Genomic DNA, 13,249 nt, shown 5'->3' on the forward strand with positions numbered 1-13,249 from the left:
GTCACCGGTGATGGGGCAGCGACGGCATCACGACCGGCGCGCATTTGGGGTTCGCGGGATCATCGGTCAGCGGGAAGCAGAGCGGTCCCTGTTCCAGGTTGAGCGAGTTGTCGGGCCCCGAGACCGCGGCCGTGAAGAGCGGGTCGAGATCGTCGCCATGGGTGCCGCAGCCGGTGAACGGCGGGATGTACAGGTCCTTCTGGGCGAGCGGACCGCCGCCCTGGAGGGAGTAGTCGGGCTTGCCGTCACCGCCGCCGGGCAGGAAGCTGTCCTGGCGGCCGCGCAGGGTCAGCTTGACCGGTTCGGTCGTGGTGCAGTCCGGCCCCACGTCCAGCGGCGTCCCGTTGATCTTCACGTCCGAGATCCGCAGCGACTGGTAGCCGTAGATGGTGAAGTTGATCGCCTCGTTCCAGAACGCGTTCCCGACCGCCACGATGGTCAGCGGACCGCGTGGTGTGAACTCCAGCCTGGCGGTGGTCGGCATGAAGCCGTAGGTCAGGAACGTCGCCTGGGCGGGCGGGAGTTGCAGGGTGCCGACCGAGTCGACCTCCATGTAGTGCGGGTAGTCGTTCCGGTTCTGGAAGGCCATCCGGCGGCTCGCGTTGACCCGGACCATGGCCGGGGAGGCCGAGGGGTCGTTGACGATCGAGGCCTGCCCGAGCTTGGTGATGTTGGCGTACCCGACGGCATAGCCGCAGGCCGCGTTGTCGGGCATCGGCGGCATGCCCGGCTTGGGGATCACGATGTCGTGGACGGGATCGGGCAGCGGGGGGAGGAAGTCCGCGTCCAGCGGCTCCGACGGCACCGGCAGGCAGTCCTCCTTCGAAGCCAGCGGCTCCCGGCGGGCTCCGCCGGCCGGAGACTGCGTCGGGGCCGGGGTCGGCGTCACCCCCGGGCTCGGACTCGAACTCGGGCCCGGATCCGGGCTCAGACCCGGGCTCGGGACGCCCGACCCGCTCGCCGACGGCGCGGCCGGGTCGACCGGTACCGTTCCGAGCACGGCCGGCGCACCCGGCGAAGGCGTGCAGCCGACCGAAGCCCCCTCCCCGGCGGCGCCGTCGGCCAGCAGCCTCAACTGGAGGGCGCCTGCGGCGAATCCGACCGATCCCGTACCCTCCCCCGCCGTCACCGACGGCACCGCGCCGGTCAGGGTGAGCACCAGCGGCCCCTCACCGGACACCGGAACCCCGGCCGCCGTCAGCTCGCCCCAGGGCACCTCCCGGACCGAACTCCCCTGTGTGATCTGCGCGGTGAGCACTCCGGCGGCCGAAACCTCAGCCGCCCCGGCGGGCAGCATCCCCGTCACCGCCGCCCGGGGAAGGCTCACCGTGACGGTCAACTTCCCCGGCTGGAGCTGCTGTTGGCCGAATGCGGTCGCCGGGTACGCCTGGCTGAACCCGACCGTCACCTGCTGCGCCCCCGAGGGCAGTGCGCAGCTGTAAGCGGCGGACACCTGCGCGTCCTGCTCCCCCGCCGCGACCTGCGCCAGCACAAGTCCCGTCGCCAGCAGGGCCGCTGCGACCACCACGGGCCGCACGGCGCGGTGCCGGCCGGCTGGATGCCTCATTTGCCGTACTCCTCGGACAGGTTCGACGTACCGGAGCGGGAAATCGCCGCACCGCACGGCCGGGGATAAGGAATCGGGAGCGCATTCGTTCGGGAGGCCGGACACTACGTCCGGGTAACAAGCGGCGGCAAGTGATCTCACACCGGAATGTGCGGCGGATCGCCGAGCCCGCTGTTTCTTTGTCAACCGATGACAAATGCGCTGCGGAGGACTGTCCTCCGGTGAGCATTCCGACAGGACCCCGCGGCCCGGAGATCCGGACCACAGGGTCCTGCGGGTGAAGTCTCAGCCCGCGGCGGGTCGCATGCCCGGGCCTTCGGCTTCGGTCACGGCGAGCTGATGGTCTGCGCCGAGTTGAGGACGTAGTCCGCCTGGTAGGTGGCCGAGTCGCCGGTGTTCAGCAGGCCGAGGCAGCTGCCGGAGACGTTGTAGGCGGTCAGATCTCCGCCGTTGATGGACAGCGTGTTGGTGGAGTTGGTGTAGGTGGCGGTGAGGGTCGCCGGGGTGCCGGCGCCCGCCGCTCCGCCGAAGTCCGCGGTGCAGCCGGCACCGCTGATGTGGGCCAGCACACCGGTGATCGTGCCGGTGGTGACGCCGGTCGAGGCGTTGTAGCTGGCGGCGTTCAGGGACCACGGCAGGCCCTGCGCGCTCACGCTGAAGGTGATGCCGATCGGGCCGGTGCATCCCTTCCAGGAGACCGAGGTGATGGAGGATATCCCGGTACCGGAGAGGCCCGAGCCGCTCTGCAGCGTGCCGGCGGCACTGGAGGAGGAACAGTTCAGCTGAGTGCCGGTGTAGTTGTCGGTCAGCAGCGGCGAGCTCGCCGTCGCCGTCCACGCCCCGCCGGGGGAGGAGCTCCACGTCCCGGCCGCCGCGGCCGGGCCCGCCGAGAACCCGACCACCGCGACGAGCGCTCCCGCAGCCGCCAGGGTGGTCTTACCGATCTTGTGCACGGGCCGATCCTTTCTCGGGGTTGACATGTTTGAGCCGACGGCCGCGGGCCGGCGCGCCCGAGTGGATGCGCGCTCCTGCCCCGGTGATCCCGGCACCGGATTCCCTCCGGAACACCGTCCGTGGTTTATCCGGTGGATTCCGGCAGCGACCCACGGCCCGTTCTTCCGGGAACGCGGTGGCGAATCCGCCGGCCGCGTTCACTGATCCGGACGCTACGCACGGGTATCCCGACCTGCAACAGTCCCGGCGTAGATTCTCGGCCAGTTCTTACCGACCGGTATTTTCTTGTCTCCGCGGCAACAAAGAACCGGAGCGCCGTTGTCCGCAAGTGAGTACCCGTCATCCGGATGCGAACCGCCGGCACGCTAACGTCCGACTCCCCTCGGGCGCCAGCTTTCCGCGTCACGGGTACTGCGCTTCCGAGCCTTTGTGGTCTATGTTTCAACGAACCACCCCACGTCGCCGGCACGCGCCCGATCAGGTCCGCGCTCCCCACCCCGGACCGGCCGGCGCCCCGCACGTGGACCCGAGACAGTCAGGGGGACATCCATGGCCGGAGTGCGGCAGACCTCTCGGCTCACCGAGCCGCTGGGAGCGGTGCCGCGCGAGCTGGCCGCGATCATGCGCCCCGAACTCCCCAGCCTGCTCACGGAGATGTCCTCGGAGATCGTCGCCGCCATCCCGGAGTACGCGGAACTCCTCGAAGGCCCGAGCGGCAAGGTGATCCGGGTCGGCATCGAGCAGAACATCGCCACCTTCGTCGACCAGATCGCCGCCCCCACCGCCACCACCTCGCTGCGCGACGAGATATGCCGCCGCTTCGGCCGCTACGAGGCCTACGAGGGGCGCAGCCTGGACATGCTCCAGGACGCCTACCGGATCGGCTGCCAGGTCGCGCTGCGCCGGGTACGCAGCGTCGGCAGACGCTACAACCTCTCCGCCACCGTACTGATGGCCTTCGCCGACGCGCTCTTCGCCTACATGGGCGACATCGCCGAACTCTCCCGCGAGGGCTACCTGCAGGCGATGGCCGAACTCGGCGAGGAGCCGGACAACCGGCGGCGCCGGCTGCTGCGCCGGATCCTCACCGGCTCCTCGGTGGCCCGCAGCGCGCTCGCCGAACTGGCCGAGCACGCGGCCTGGCCCTTACCCGAGGACGTGACCATGGTCGCCCTCAGCCCGGGTGCCAAACCCGCCCGCGCGGCGCTCGACCGGGACATCCTGGTCGATCTCGCCGACCCCGAACCGCACCTGCTGGTCCCCGGCCCGCTGGACCAGGCGCGCCACGCCTCGCTGACCGCGGCCCTGGCCGGCTGCCGCGCGGCGGTCGGGCTGACCACCCCGCTCAGCGACGCCGCCGACTCACTGCGCTGGGCCCGCCAGACCCTCGTACTGGCCGAGACCGGTGTCATCCCGCCCCAGCCGCTCGCCCGCGGCGAGGACCATCTGCTGCCGCTCTGGCTGCTGGGTGACGCCGGCCTGGTCCGCCAGTTGGCGAAGAAGTACCTCAGCCCGCTCGCCGGGCTCACCCCCACGCAGCGCACCCGTCTGATCGACACCCTGCGCACCTGGCTCACCACCCGGGGCACCGCCGGCCAGGTGGCCGAGATCCTCGGCGTCCATCCGCAGACCGTCCGCTACCGCATGCGCCTGATCGACCGCGCCTTCGGCGACCAACTCGCCGACCCGGACGACCGCTTCGCCACCGAGGTCGCCCTCCGAGCCCTCCACCTCCACAACGGCGGGACGGCCTGACGGTCCGACCCGCCAAGGCAGGGTCCATTGGTGACCAACCGTCAGGTCCGCTGACCCGGAGGCTAGTTACCCACGCTCGTCACGCTTCCACGCGGACGGCGCGCCCCGCCCGGTCCGGCTTCCTCAGCCGGCGAGGTCCGCCAGGTCGACCATCCGGGGCTCCTTGGGGCTCACCACGGCCGCCGTGGCCTGGTGCCTCTCGTCGTCCCAGTCGAGCAGGTGCAGATCCTCGAAGCGGCTGCGCAGCGGCTCGCCGTCGGCGGCCGCGAGCGGCAGATCGGAGAGGTCGACCGTACCCATGCTGTCCAGGGTGATCCGCCCGATCTTGATCAGCGCCTCCTTGCGCACCCACTGCCGCAGGAACGCCCGCTGCGGGTCCGCGTGCTTCTCGACCCGCCGCAACTCGCCTTCGGTGAGCACCCGTTCCAGTACATCGGGGTGGGTCCCGGTGCGCTCCGCCCGCTCCACGTCCACACCGACCGCCTGATATCCGGCGGCCGCCGCGATCACGCCCTTGGTGTGCGAAAGGCTGACGTGCACCCCGGGGTGGTCCGGCAGATACGGCTTGCCGTGGTCGGTCCTCCCGCACCCGGGGCAGGTCTGGGCCAGCGTCACACTGGCGACGGTGGTGCCGATCAGCCGTGCGGCGCACAGCCGCACCAGGAGGTGCGCGGCCACGAAGTCCTGGCGGGTGGCCTCCTGCCTGAAGCGCGCCGCCCGTTCGCGTTCGCCGTCGGTGAGCAGACGCTCGTCCGCCCGGGGGTGCCGCAGCACCTCCGCGCTGGCTGCGACCACGGCCAGCGGGCCGCCTTCCCTGCGGTCCGGATCCGTGCCGTTCTGCATCCCGATGCCTCTCCCTGTCCGCTCTGCTTCCCACCAAGGGATCAAGGGACAACCTATGAGGCAGTGGAGGCACGGATCAATCCGGCCCCGCCTCAATCCTTCGGCCACTAATTCCCGGTCACCCGTCGGCGCATTAGTGGCCACCTCGGCAGAACCCGCTCGACACACCACCGCCACCCGCCCCCGACCATCAGGGGGCCGCCGGCACGGCAAATCCGCTCAGTACGACTGGAGTTCGATCAGGTTTCCGTCCGGATCGCGCAGGTGCGCGGTCCGCATGGCGGGACCCCACTCGGGCCGGTCGGCCGGCGCGGCCGCCGCCAGCCCGCCGTGCCGCAGGCAGAGTTCGAACCCGGCGTCCACGTCGGCGACGCGGCTGACCAGCATCGTCCGATCCTGGGCCGCCGCCTCGGCGGGCAGTCCGGCGGTACCGACGACCGCCGCCATCGCACCCCGGTCGAAGATGCTCAGCACACCCTCCTCCCCGACATCCCAACTCGCGTACGGGCCCTGCTCAGAGCCGCCCGTCCGCCGCGCACCGGTCAGCGGCGGCAGCACGGCGTCGTAGAAGCGGAAGCAGTCCGCGAAGCGGTTCACCAGCAGGCGTGCGTGGAGGGCGTCCATCCCGTCTCCAAACTAGTAGGTGAAGACCCATCATTGGCTTCAACCTACAATATGGTCATGAGCGACCACGAGACCCCGCCGACCCTGACCGCGCTGACCACCTACCTGCTCTCCAAGGTCGGCAAGTCCGCCCGCACCCGTCTCGCCGAGCGCCTGGCCGACCGCGACATGCGCCTGTGGCACATGGCGGTACTCGCCGCCCTCGCCGACTTCGGCCCGCACGCGCAGCGCGACCTGGCCGCCCGGCTGGGCATCGACCCGAGCGACATGGTCAAGGTCATCGACGAACTGGCCGCCGCCGGACAGGTCGAGCGCAACCGCGACCAGGCCGACCGCCGGCGCGTCCGTGTCACGCTCACCCCGGCCGGGCACACCGCGCTGGCCTCCCTCACCGCCGAGGCCACCGCGGTTCAGGACGCCGTCCTGGCCCCGCTCACCGAGCAGGAGCGTACGCAGCTGCACGCCCTGCTGACCCGCCTCTACCGGGCCCGCTGACCCCGGCGAGGTTCCGTCACCGGCGCGTCCTCGGACACCGGCGGATCCCGTCAACGACCGCGGCGCTGCCGGGCGAACTCCGTCACCAGCGCGTCCTCGAAGACCGGCAGGTCGGCCGGCCTGCGGCTGGTGATCAGGGTGTTCGGGCCGTCGGCGCAGATCCGCACCTCCTCGTCGACCCAGGTGGCCCCCGCGTTGACCAGGTCGGTCCGCAGGCTCGGCCAGGAGGTGAGGGTGCGGCCCCGGACCACGTCCGCCTCCACCAGCAGCCACGGGGCATGGCAGATCGCCGCGACCGGCTTCCCCCGGGTGAAGAAGTCCCGCACCAGGCCGACCGCCGCGGGGTCCAGGCGCAGGAAGTCCGGGTTGGCGACACCGCCCGGCAGTACCAGTCCGGCGTAGGCCTCCGCGCCGACCTCCCCGACGACGGCGTCCACCGCGAAGGTGTCGGCCTTGTCGAGGTGCCTGAACGCCTGGATCCGCCCCGGCCGGGTCGAGATGAGCCTCGGTGTGCCGCCGGCCTCCAGGACGGCCTGCCACGGACCGGTCAGCTCAAGCTGCTCCGCCCCCTGCCGGGCGACCAGGAAGGCCACGGTGAGCCCCTGCAGCGTGACCATGGCGACCCACACTCCTCTCCTGCCCCCTCTGCCTGCCGAGGGGCGTCTGTATCAAGCGTGCGCACGGACGCGCGCGGCCGGCAGCGCCAGCGCCTGCGGGCCGCCGTCCGGTTTCGAAGGCTTTCTCCCGGACATACCTTCTGCCGTGACCTCGGCGGCCACCGCCGGACCGGCCGCGCGACGCACCTCCCAGCACCCGACCGCCAGAGGAAGGACGCCCATGACCCACAGCCTGGCCCTGGACGTGGACCGGATCCGCCGAGAGGCCCAACGGACCATCGACGCCGGACCCGTGCGGAGCGCCTACGGGCCGGACATCGAGCGGGTGATCTGCGTCCTCAACAACGTGGTGGCCGCGGAGGTGGTCGGCTGGCTCCGCTGCACCCGGCAGGCGATCCTGGCGCACCGTTCCACCCCCACCCCCGCCGGCGAGTCGTTCAAGACCCAGGCCGACCGGAGGATGCGGCACGCGGTCGCACTGGCCGACCGGATCGTCCGGCTCGGCGGCCGGCCCGACTTCGACCCGGCGACCCTCGCCCAGCGCTCCAGGACCGACTACTCCACCGCCGACGACACCGAGCTGCGGGCGATACTGGAGCAGAACCTGCTGGCCTCCCGGATCGCCGTCGCCACCTACCGGCAGGTCGCCGACTGGCTCGGCGACCACGACCCCCTCAGCCGACGGCTGATCGAGTCCGTCCTCGCCGACGAGCGGCGGACCGCCGCCGAGCTCACCGCCCTGCTCGGCTCCCCGGCCGCCCCCGCGCCCCGCACCAGCCCCGAGTGACCCAGGGCCCGGGTGATCCAGGGCCCGGGTGATCCAGGGCCCGGGTGAAACGGGTGAGGGCCCGCCGGGCACGGCAGGCCCTCACACCGGCGCAGCGCTCAGTGGTGTCCGGTGAGCTCGCGATGCTCCTCCGCGGTCGGCTTGGAGATCTGGCTGTAGCCGCCGAAGTAGTACTTCGACAGCCTGGCCCGCAGCCGGGTCATCCGGCTCACCTTGAGGGCGACCCCGTTCTCGTCCACCTCGGGGGGCAGCTCGATCGGGGCGTACTGCTCGTGCGCGGTGTACGTGTACTTCTGCTCGGGCGTCAGCGGCTGGTGCACCTCGATGAACTCACCGTGCGGCTTCCGGACGATGATGCCGCTCTCCCGGCCGTGCAGGACCTTCTCCCGGTCCCGGCGCTGCAGGCCGAGGCACCAGCGCTTGGTGATGTAGAAGAGCACCACCGGAACCACGAAGAAGCCGATCCGGCAGGCCCAGGAGATCGCGTTCAGCGACATGTGGAAGTGCGTGGCGAACAGGTCGTTGCCACCACCGACCAGCAGCACCACGTACAGGCCCATCCAGGCGGCGCCGAACGCGGTCCGCACCGGTGCGTTGCGCGGCTTGTCCAGGAGGTGGTGCTCGCGCTTGTCGCCGATCACCCAGCTCTCGAAGAACGGGTACAGCCAGATGGACAGCAGCACCAGTGGGAAGACCACCAGCGGGATGAACACCCCGAGGTTCAGCGTGTGCCCCCAGGCCCTGATCTCCCACCCCGGCATCAGCCGGATCAGCCCCTCGGAGTAGCCCATGTACCAGTCGGGCTGGGCGTCGGTCGACACCTGGTCGGGCCGGTACGGCCCGTACCGCCAGATGGGGTTGACCGTGGCGATCGCGGAGATCGCCGCGACGATGCCGAACACCAGGAAGAAGAACCCGCCGGCCTTGGCCATGTAGACCGGCATCAGCGGCATGCCGACCACGTTCTTCTCGGTCCTGCCCGGGCCCGCCCACTGGGTGTGCTTGTGGTAGAAGACCAGGATCAGATGGGCCACCAGCAGCCCCAGCATGATGCCGGGGATCAGCAGCACGTGGACGGTGAACAGCCGGGGGATGATCGCGGTCCCCGGGAACTGGTTGCCGTAGATGAAGAACATCAGGTACGTGCCGACGATCGGCACCGCCAGGATCGCGCCCTCCATGAACCGCAGACCGGTACCGGAGAGCAGGTCGTCGGGCAGCGAGTAGCCCATGAAGCCGTCGAACATCCCGAGGATCAGCAGCCCCGCACCGATCAGCCAGTTGAGCTCGCGCGGCTTGCGGAACGCCCCGGTGAAGAAGATCCGCAGCATGTGGACGTACATCGACGCGACGAAGAGGATCGCCGCCCAGTGGTGGATCTGACGGATCAGCAGGCCGCCGCGGATGTCGAAGCTGATGTCCAGCGTGGAGGAGTACGCCTCCGACACCCGGATGCCGTTCAGCGGCGCGTACTTTCCGTGGTAGACCGTCTCGCCCATGCTCGGGACGAAGAACAGCGTCAGCCATACGCCCGTCAGGATGATGATGACGAAGGTGTAGAGCGCGATCTCGCCCAGCATGAAGGACCAGTGGTCCGGAAAGATCTTGCGCAGATTGGACTTGGCGAGGGAGTAGATGCCGAGCCGGCCGTCGGTCCAGTCGGCGACCGCCTCCGCCTTGTTGGCGGGACGCGCCCTCGAACCCGGCGTGTCCGCACCCGTACTCGCGGGTGAACGAGCGCCGGCCGTCGTACGCGCGCTCGTCGGGGGATCGGTGTCGGCGCTCATCCGCTGCACCCCCGAGCGGCCGGGGTTCGGGGAACGAGGCACGGGACTGGCGGAGGGATCATCGGGGCTCTCTCGGTGTTGGGCTGTCAGGTGCGCAAGGCCGACGAGAGTGAACCGACTGGCTCGGCGGCCGGATCGTGGTGGAAGGCGGCCGGCGACCACCGGACGGGGCGGGTTCGGGGTCGTCGGCGGTGCCCTCGATTTCGCATTCTCGTGGTGGACCGCGCTGCCCGCCCGTCCACCGACGCGGTCCGGGCCTCCACCTCGGAGACGGTCCGTCACGGCGACGGGCCTCCCGGACCGGCTTCGGGCACGGCACCGCTGGACCATGCTGCCGGGCGGCCGACCGGCTTGCACGTCCATCCGGCCCACGGTGACGTGTCGTTAGGCCGTTGGAGGCACCCCGGCCCCTACCCGGGCCGGCCGGGCCGCCACCCGCTCGGCGGTGCCGTCCGCGCCGCAGGCCGCCGTACGGGCGCGGGTGCGGACACCGTCGCGCGGTGGGGCCGGCCCCCTTTTGCAGCGGGTGCGGATGCCGTGCGGCCGCGGGTGCGGATGCCGTGGGACCTGCCTAGCTTGGGTCCCGTGACCAAGACCGACCGGCAAGAGGGCCCGCGGCGTCGCGTGCCGGTCGGTCCAAGCGGCGGCCCGGCGGGTCCCGGCCGGCAGCCGTCCGGCCCTGGCACCATCGAGGAGATTCGGGATCGGGGGGCTGATTCGTTCGGGGGCCGGTTCGGGACTGGGAGGTCCGGATGCCCATTGCTCGCCGACGGCTGCTCGCCGCCGTGACCTGCGGAGTGCTGGCGGGCTGCGCCCCCGCGCCGCGTACCGCCGGCCCGAGGGCGAGCCCCGGAGCACCGGTCGGGGCCGCGGTGCCCGGCCCGAGCACCCGGGCGTCCCGACCGCCCGAGCCGGTGACCCGGGCCGAGGTGGTCGCGCGGTACGCCACGGCCACCCCGACCAGCTGGGGCTTCGAGGCGCCCGGTGTGGTCGGCCGGCTGCCGACCACCGACCGCGTGGTGGCACTGACCTTCGACGCCTGCGGCGGGCCCGGCGGCAGCGGCTACGACCAGGCGCTGATCGGGTTCCTCCGGGGGCGCGCGGTACCCGCGACCCTGTTCCTCAACTCGCGCTGGATCGACGCGAACCTCGCCGCCTTCCGTGAGCTGGCCGCGGACCCGCTGTTCGAGATCGCCAACCACGGGACCAGACACCGGCCGCTGTCGGTCTCCGGACGCTCCGCCTACGGCATCCCGGGCACCCGGAACGCCGGCGAGGTCTTCGACGAGGTCGCGGGCAACCGGGACAAGCTCACCGGGCTGCTCGGCCGCCCGCCCCGCTTCTTCCGGCCCGGCACCGCCTACTGCGACGACGTCGCCGCGCGGATCGTGGCCGACCTGGGCGAACGGATCGCCGGTTTCACCGTCAACGGCGACGCCGGGGCCACGTACTCCCCGGCCCAGGTCCGCAAGGAGGTCGCCGCCGCCCCGCCGGGGTCGATCGTCATCTGCCACATGAACCACCCCGGTGGCGGTACGGCGGCCGGTGTCGCGGCCGCCGTACCCCGACTGCTGGACTCCGGGTACCGCTTCGTCCGGCTCTCCGACGTGGTGAGGTGAGTTGCCGATGACCAGCCGAGCCGCCGATCCGACGATCCGTCATACCGGCCCGTGCCCGGCCTGCCGCCGTGCCGCGGTGCAGGGGCTCGGCAGGGCCGTACCGCGGACCGGGCCGGGGCACGGCCCGGGTGCCGGCCGTCCGCCCCGCGGCCCCGCACGATGAGTCCGGACGACAGCGGCTCGCCCGGCCGGCCGCCGGACCGCCGCCGGGAGGCCGCGGCAGGGCGCGTACGGTCGCGCACGGTGCCCGGCGGCGGCGGGGGACGGCGGGCCGGGCCCGGCCGCACCCGCCCCACCCCGTACGACCATGGAGAAGGGGCCGTCTCCCCCGGGCTGCGCCGGGCCGCCGGGTACGCATGGCGGCTGCTGGTCCTCGCGGCGGCCGGCTACGCCGCGTTCACCGTGCTGGAGCGGCTGCAGCTGCCGGCCATCGCGATCTTCCTGGCCCTGGTGGTGGCCTCCGTGCTGCGGCCGGTGGCCGATCTGCTGGACCGGGTGATGCCCCGGCCACTGGCGGTCCTGGTCACGCTGCTGAGCGCCGTGCTGCTGCTGGCCGGCCTGTTCACCCTGGTCGGCGAGGTGGTGGCGAGCCAGTCGGCACACCTGGCCCAGGAGTTCCACGGCGGTATCGGGAGGATCGAGCGCTGGCTGGAGGGGTCGCCGTTCCACATCGACCCCGCGACGGTCAACGGCCTGCAGGGAAAGATCACCCACTTCATCTCCAGCCACCGGTCCACGCTGATCAGCACGGCGGTCACCGGGGCCGGCCGGCTGGTGGAGGCCGCCACGGTCGCCGCGCTCGCGCTGTTCCTCTCGGTCTTCTTCATCCATTCGGGCGACCGGATGTGGCGCTGGTGTCTGCGGCAGCTGCCCGCCGCCAGCCGCTCGACCTGCGCCCGGGCCGGACGGGTGGCCTGGCGGACCTTCGCCGGCTACACCCGGGGGATCGTCATCGTGGCGGCCAGCAACGCGGTCCTGGTCGGGCTGGCGCTGTGGGCGCTCCGGGTGCCGCTGGCCCTGCCGCTGACCCTGCTGGAGTTCTTCGCCACCCTGGTCCCGCTGGTCGGGTCCCCGATCGCGATGGCGATCGCCTCGGTGGTGGCCCTGGCCACCCGGGGACCGGTCACCGCGCTGATCGTGCTCGGCCTGATCGTGGTGATCGGTCAGATCGAGGGGCATCTGCTGCACCCGCTGGTGCTGAGCTGGGCGGTCCGGATCCACCCGGTCGCGGTGGCACTGTCGGTGACCGCGGGTGCGGTGCTCGCGGGTGTGGTCGGCGCTGTGGTGGTGGTTCCCCTGGTCTCGGTCGCCTGGGCGGTGATCGGCGAACTCCGCAACCGCGGCTGACTCCTGTCACCGGCCGGACGGAACCTGTGGGCCCCGCCCGGTCGACCGCGCGACCGGCCGGCAGGTCGCGCACGCGTCTCCCCGCGCCCCTTCGGCCCCCGGCCGTCGGTCCACGGCCGTCGGTCCGCGGCGGGCGGTCCGCGAAATCCGGTCGCGGGAGGCTCCGGACAACAGGATGATCAGCGGATGACCTGGACAGCTCCTGAAGTGACCCGCACCGGCGGCTCTCTCGTCGCCGGTGAGCGCGAGATGCTCGAAGGCTTCCTCGCCTGGCAGCGCAGCACCCTGCTGCACAAGTGCGCCGGCCTGACCGGCGAGCAGCTCGCCGGCCGCACCGTCCCCCCGTCGGACCTCTCCCTGCTGGGCCTGCTGCGTCATCTCGCCAAGGTCGAACGGATCTGGTTCCGGGAGCGGTTCGCCGGCGAGCGGGTGGAGCGGCTGTACGACACCGCCGGCTCCAAGGCCGCCGACTTCGCCGAGCCGGACCCGGACCACGCCGCCGAGGACTACGCCCGGCTGGTCGAGGAGTGCCGCCTGGCGGACGCCGCCGTCGCGGGCGCGTCCCTGGACGACACCTGTACGCACGACGGCGAGGTCCACTCGCTCCGCCTGATCTACTTTCACATGATCACCGAGTACGCCCGCCACCTCGGGCACGCCGATCTGCTGCGGGAGCGGCTCGACGGTGTCACCGGCGGCTGACCGCAGGCCGGTTGAACGGGGGACGACCGTGGATCGCTCTCCGCCGACCGGCCCCGTTCACCCTGCCCGATCGGACATATCCTCTCGACCATGAGAGTCGCCGAGACCTACCGCACCCACCGGACCGCCCGATCCACCCAGCCGCCGTGTCG

12 protein-coding genes are annotated in these 13,249 nt (G+C 71.9%); 6 read left to right on the plus strand and 6 right to left on the minus strand.

Annotated elements, in window-relative coordinates; all coding sequences use genetic code 11:
* Nucleotide 1: 1 nt before the first annotated feature.
* A complete protein-coding gene (locus ACSMTC_RS05480) occupies nucleotides 2-1,567 on the minus strand; it encodes a DUF6801 domain-containing protein (protein WP_436558505.1) in 1,566 nt (521 codons plus the stop codon).
* Between the two features lie 326 nt (nucleotides 1,568-1,893).
* A complete protein-coding gene (locus tag ACSMTC_RS05485; RefSeq protein WP_436558506.1) occupies nucleotides 1,894-2,520 on the minus strand; it encodes a hypothetical protein in 627 nt (208 codons plus the stop codon).
* Between the two features lie 550 nt (nucleotides 2,521-3,070).
* Between ACSMTC_RS05485 and ACSMTC_RS05490 the strand changes: the two genes are divergently transcribed.
* On the plus strand, nucleotides 3,071-4,276 hold the full coding sequence (locus ACSMTC_RS05490) for a PucR-like N-terminal domain-containing protein (RefSeq protein ID WP_436558507.1): 1,206 nt from the start codon (nucleotides 3,071-3,073) through the stop codon (nucleotides 4,274-4,276).
* Between the two features lie 123 nt (nucleotides 4,277-4,399).
* Here ACSMTC_RS05490 and ACSMTC_RS05495 read toward each other — a convergent pair whose 3' ends face one another.
* Nucleotides 4,400-5,119, minus strand: a complete 720-nt coding sequence (locus ACSMTC_RS05495) for a 4'-phosphopantetheinyl transferase family protein (RefSeq protein ID WP_436558508.1) — start codon at nucleotides 5,117-5,119, stop codon at nucleotides 4,400-4,402.
* Nucleotides 5,120-5,338: 219 nt separating this feature from the next.
* Nucleotides 5,339-5,743, minus strand: a complete 405-nt coding sequence (locus ACSMTC_RS05500; protein WP_436558509.1) for a VOC family protein — start codon at nucleotides 5,741-5,743, stop codon at nucleotides 5,339-5,341.
* 57 nt (nucleotides 5,744-5,800) lie between these two features.
* On the opposite strand from ACSMTC_RS05500, the gene ACSMTC_RS05505 reads away from it, so the two are divergent.
* Nucleotides 5,801-6,238 (plus strand): MarR family winged helix-turn-helix transcriptional regulator, encoded by a 438-nt coding sequence (locus ACSMTC_RS05505; RefSeq protein WP_436558510.1) that lies wholly within the window; start codon nucleotides 5,801-5,803, stop codon nucleotides 6,236-6,238.
* Between the two features lie 50 nt (nucleotides 6,239-6,288).
* Here ACSMTC_RS05505 and ACSMTC_RS05510 read toward each other — a convergent pair whose 3' ends face one another.
* Nucleotides 6,289-6,855: a type 1 glutamine amidotransferase domain-containing protein gene (locus ACSMTC_RS05510; RefSeq protein WP_436558511.1), complete on the minus strand. Its 567-nt coding sequence runs from the start codon at nucleotides 6,853-6,855 to the stop codon at nucleotides 6,289-6,291.
* A gap of 220 nt (nucleotides 6,856-7,075) precedes the next feature.
* On the opposite strand from ACSMTC_RS05510, the gene ACSMTC_RS05515 reads away from it, so the two are divergent.
* Nucleotides 7,076-7,642 (plus strand): ferritin-like domain-containing protein, encoded by a 567-nt coding sequence (locus ACSMTC_RS05515; protein WP_436558512.1) that lies wholly within the window; start codon nucleotides 7,076-7,078, stop codon nucleotides 7,640-7,642.
* A 98-nt stretch (nucleotides 7,643-7,740) separates the two neighbouring features.
* Here the strand turns inward: ACSMTC_RS05515 and qcrB are convergent, their stop codons facing one another.
* Entirely contained in the window at nucleotides 7,741-9,429 is a 1,689-nt protein-coding gene (gene qcrB / locus ACSMTC_RS05520) for a cytochrome bc1 complex cytochrome b subunit (protein ID WP_436558513.1), read from the minus strand.
* Nucleotides 9,430-10,181: 752 nt separating this feature from the next.
* Here qcrB and ACSMTC_RS05525 point away from each other — a divergent pair.
* The 3 genes from ACSMTC_RS05525 (at nucleotide 10,182) to ACSMTC_RS05535 (ending at nucleotide 13,097) form a co-directional block, all read left to right on the plus strand.
* The gene (locus tag ACSMTC_RS05525; RefSeq protein WP_436558514.1) at nucleotides 10,182-11,048 is read left to right on the plus strand and encodes a polysaccharide deacetylase family protein; all 867 of its coding nucleotides are present in this window, start codon (nucleotides 10,182-10,184) and stop codon (nucleotides 11,046-11,048) included.
* Nucleotides 11,049-11,291: 243 nt separating this feature from the next.
* Nucleotides 11,292-12,395 (plus strand): AI-2E family transporter, encoded by a 1,104-nt coding sequence (locus ACSMTC_RS05530; RefSeq protein WP_436558515.1) that lies wholly within the window; start codon nucleotides 11,292-11,294, stop codon nucleotides 12,393-12,395.
* 186 nt (nucleotides 12,396-12,581) lie between these two features.
* Nucleotides 12,582-13,097, plus strand: a complete 516-nt coding sequence (locus tag ACSMTC_RS05535) for a DinB family protein (RefSeq protein ID WP_436558516.1) — start codon at nucleotides 12,582-12,584, stop codon at nucleotides 13,095-13,097.
* Nucleotides 13,098-13,249: the final 152 nt, after the last annotated feature.

Source organism: Kitasatospora sp. HPM-01-4 (assembly GCF_051374625.1).
Classification (GTDB): Bacteria; Actinomycetota; Actinomycetes; order Streptomycetales; family Streptomycetaceae; genus Kitasatospora.

What these genes read in the sequence shown, in the direction of transcription:
- ACSMTC_RS05525 (WP_436558514.1), top strand. Translation starts at nt 10,182, where the DNA reads ATGCCCATTGCTCGCCGACGGCTGCTCGCCGCCGTGACCTGCGGAGTG.
- ACSMTC_RS05535 (WP_436558516.1), top strand. Translation starts at nt 12,582, where the DNA reads ATGACCTGGACAGCTCCTGAAGTGACCCGCACCGGCGGCTCTCTCGTC.
- ACSMTC_RS05495 (WP_436558508.1), bottom strand. Translation starts at nt 5,119, where the DNA reads ATGCAGAACGGCACGGATCCGGACCGCAGGGAAGGCGGCCCGCTGGCC.
- ACSMTC_RS05480 (WP_436558505.1), bottom strand. Translation starts at nt 1,567, where the DNA reads ATGAGGCATCCAGCCGGCCGGCACCGCGCCGTGCGGCCCGTGGTGGTC.
- ACSMTC_RS05490 (WP_436558507.1), top strand. Translation starts at nt 3,071, where the DNA reads ATGGCCGGAGTGCGGCAGACCTCTCGGCTCACCGAGCCGCTGGGAGCG.
- ACSMTC_RS05505 (WP_436558510.1), top strand. Translation starts at nt 5,801, where the DNA reads ATGAGCGACCACGAGACCCCGCCGACCCTGACCGCGCTGACCACCTAC.
- qcrB (WP_436558513.1), bottom strand. Translation starts at nt 9,429, where the DNA reads ATGAGCGCCGACACCGATCCCCCGACGAGCGCGCGTACGACGGCCGGC.
- ACSMTC_RS05510 (WP_436558511.1), bottom strand. Translation starts at nt 6,855, where the DNA reads ATGGTCACGCTGCAGGGGCTCACCGTGGCCTTCCTGGTCGCCCGGCAG.
- ACSMTC_RS05515 (WP_436558512.1), top strand. Translation starts at nt 7,076, where the DNA reads ATGACCCACAGCCTGGCCCTGGACGTGGACCGGATCCGCCGAGAGGCC.
- ACSMTC_RS05500 (WP_436558509.1), bottom strand. Translation starts at nt 5,743, where the DNA reads ATGGACGCCCTCCACGCACGCCTGCTGGTGAACCGCTTCGCGGACTGC.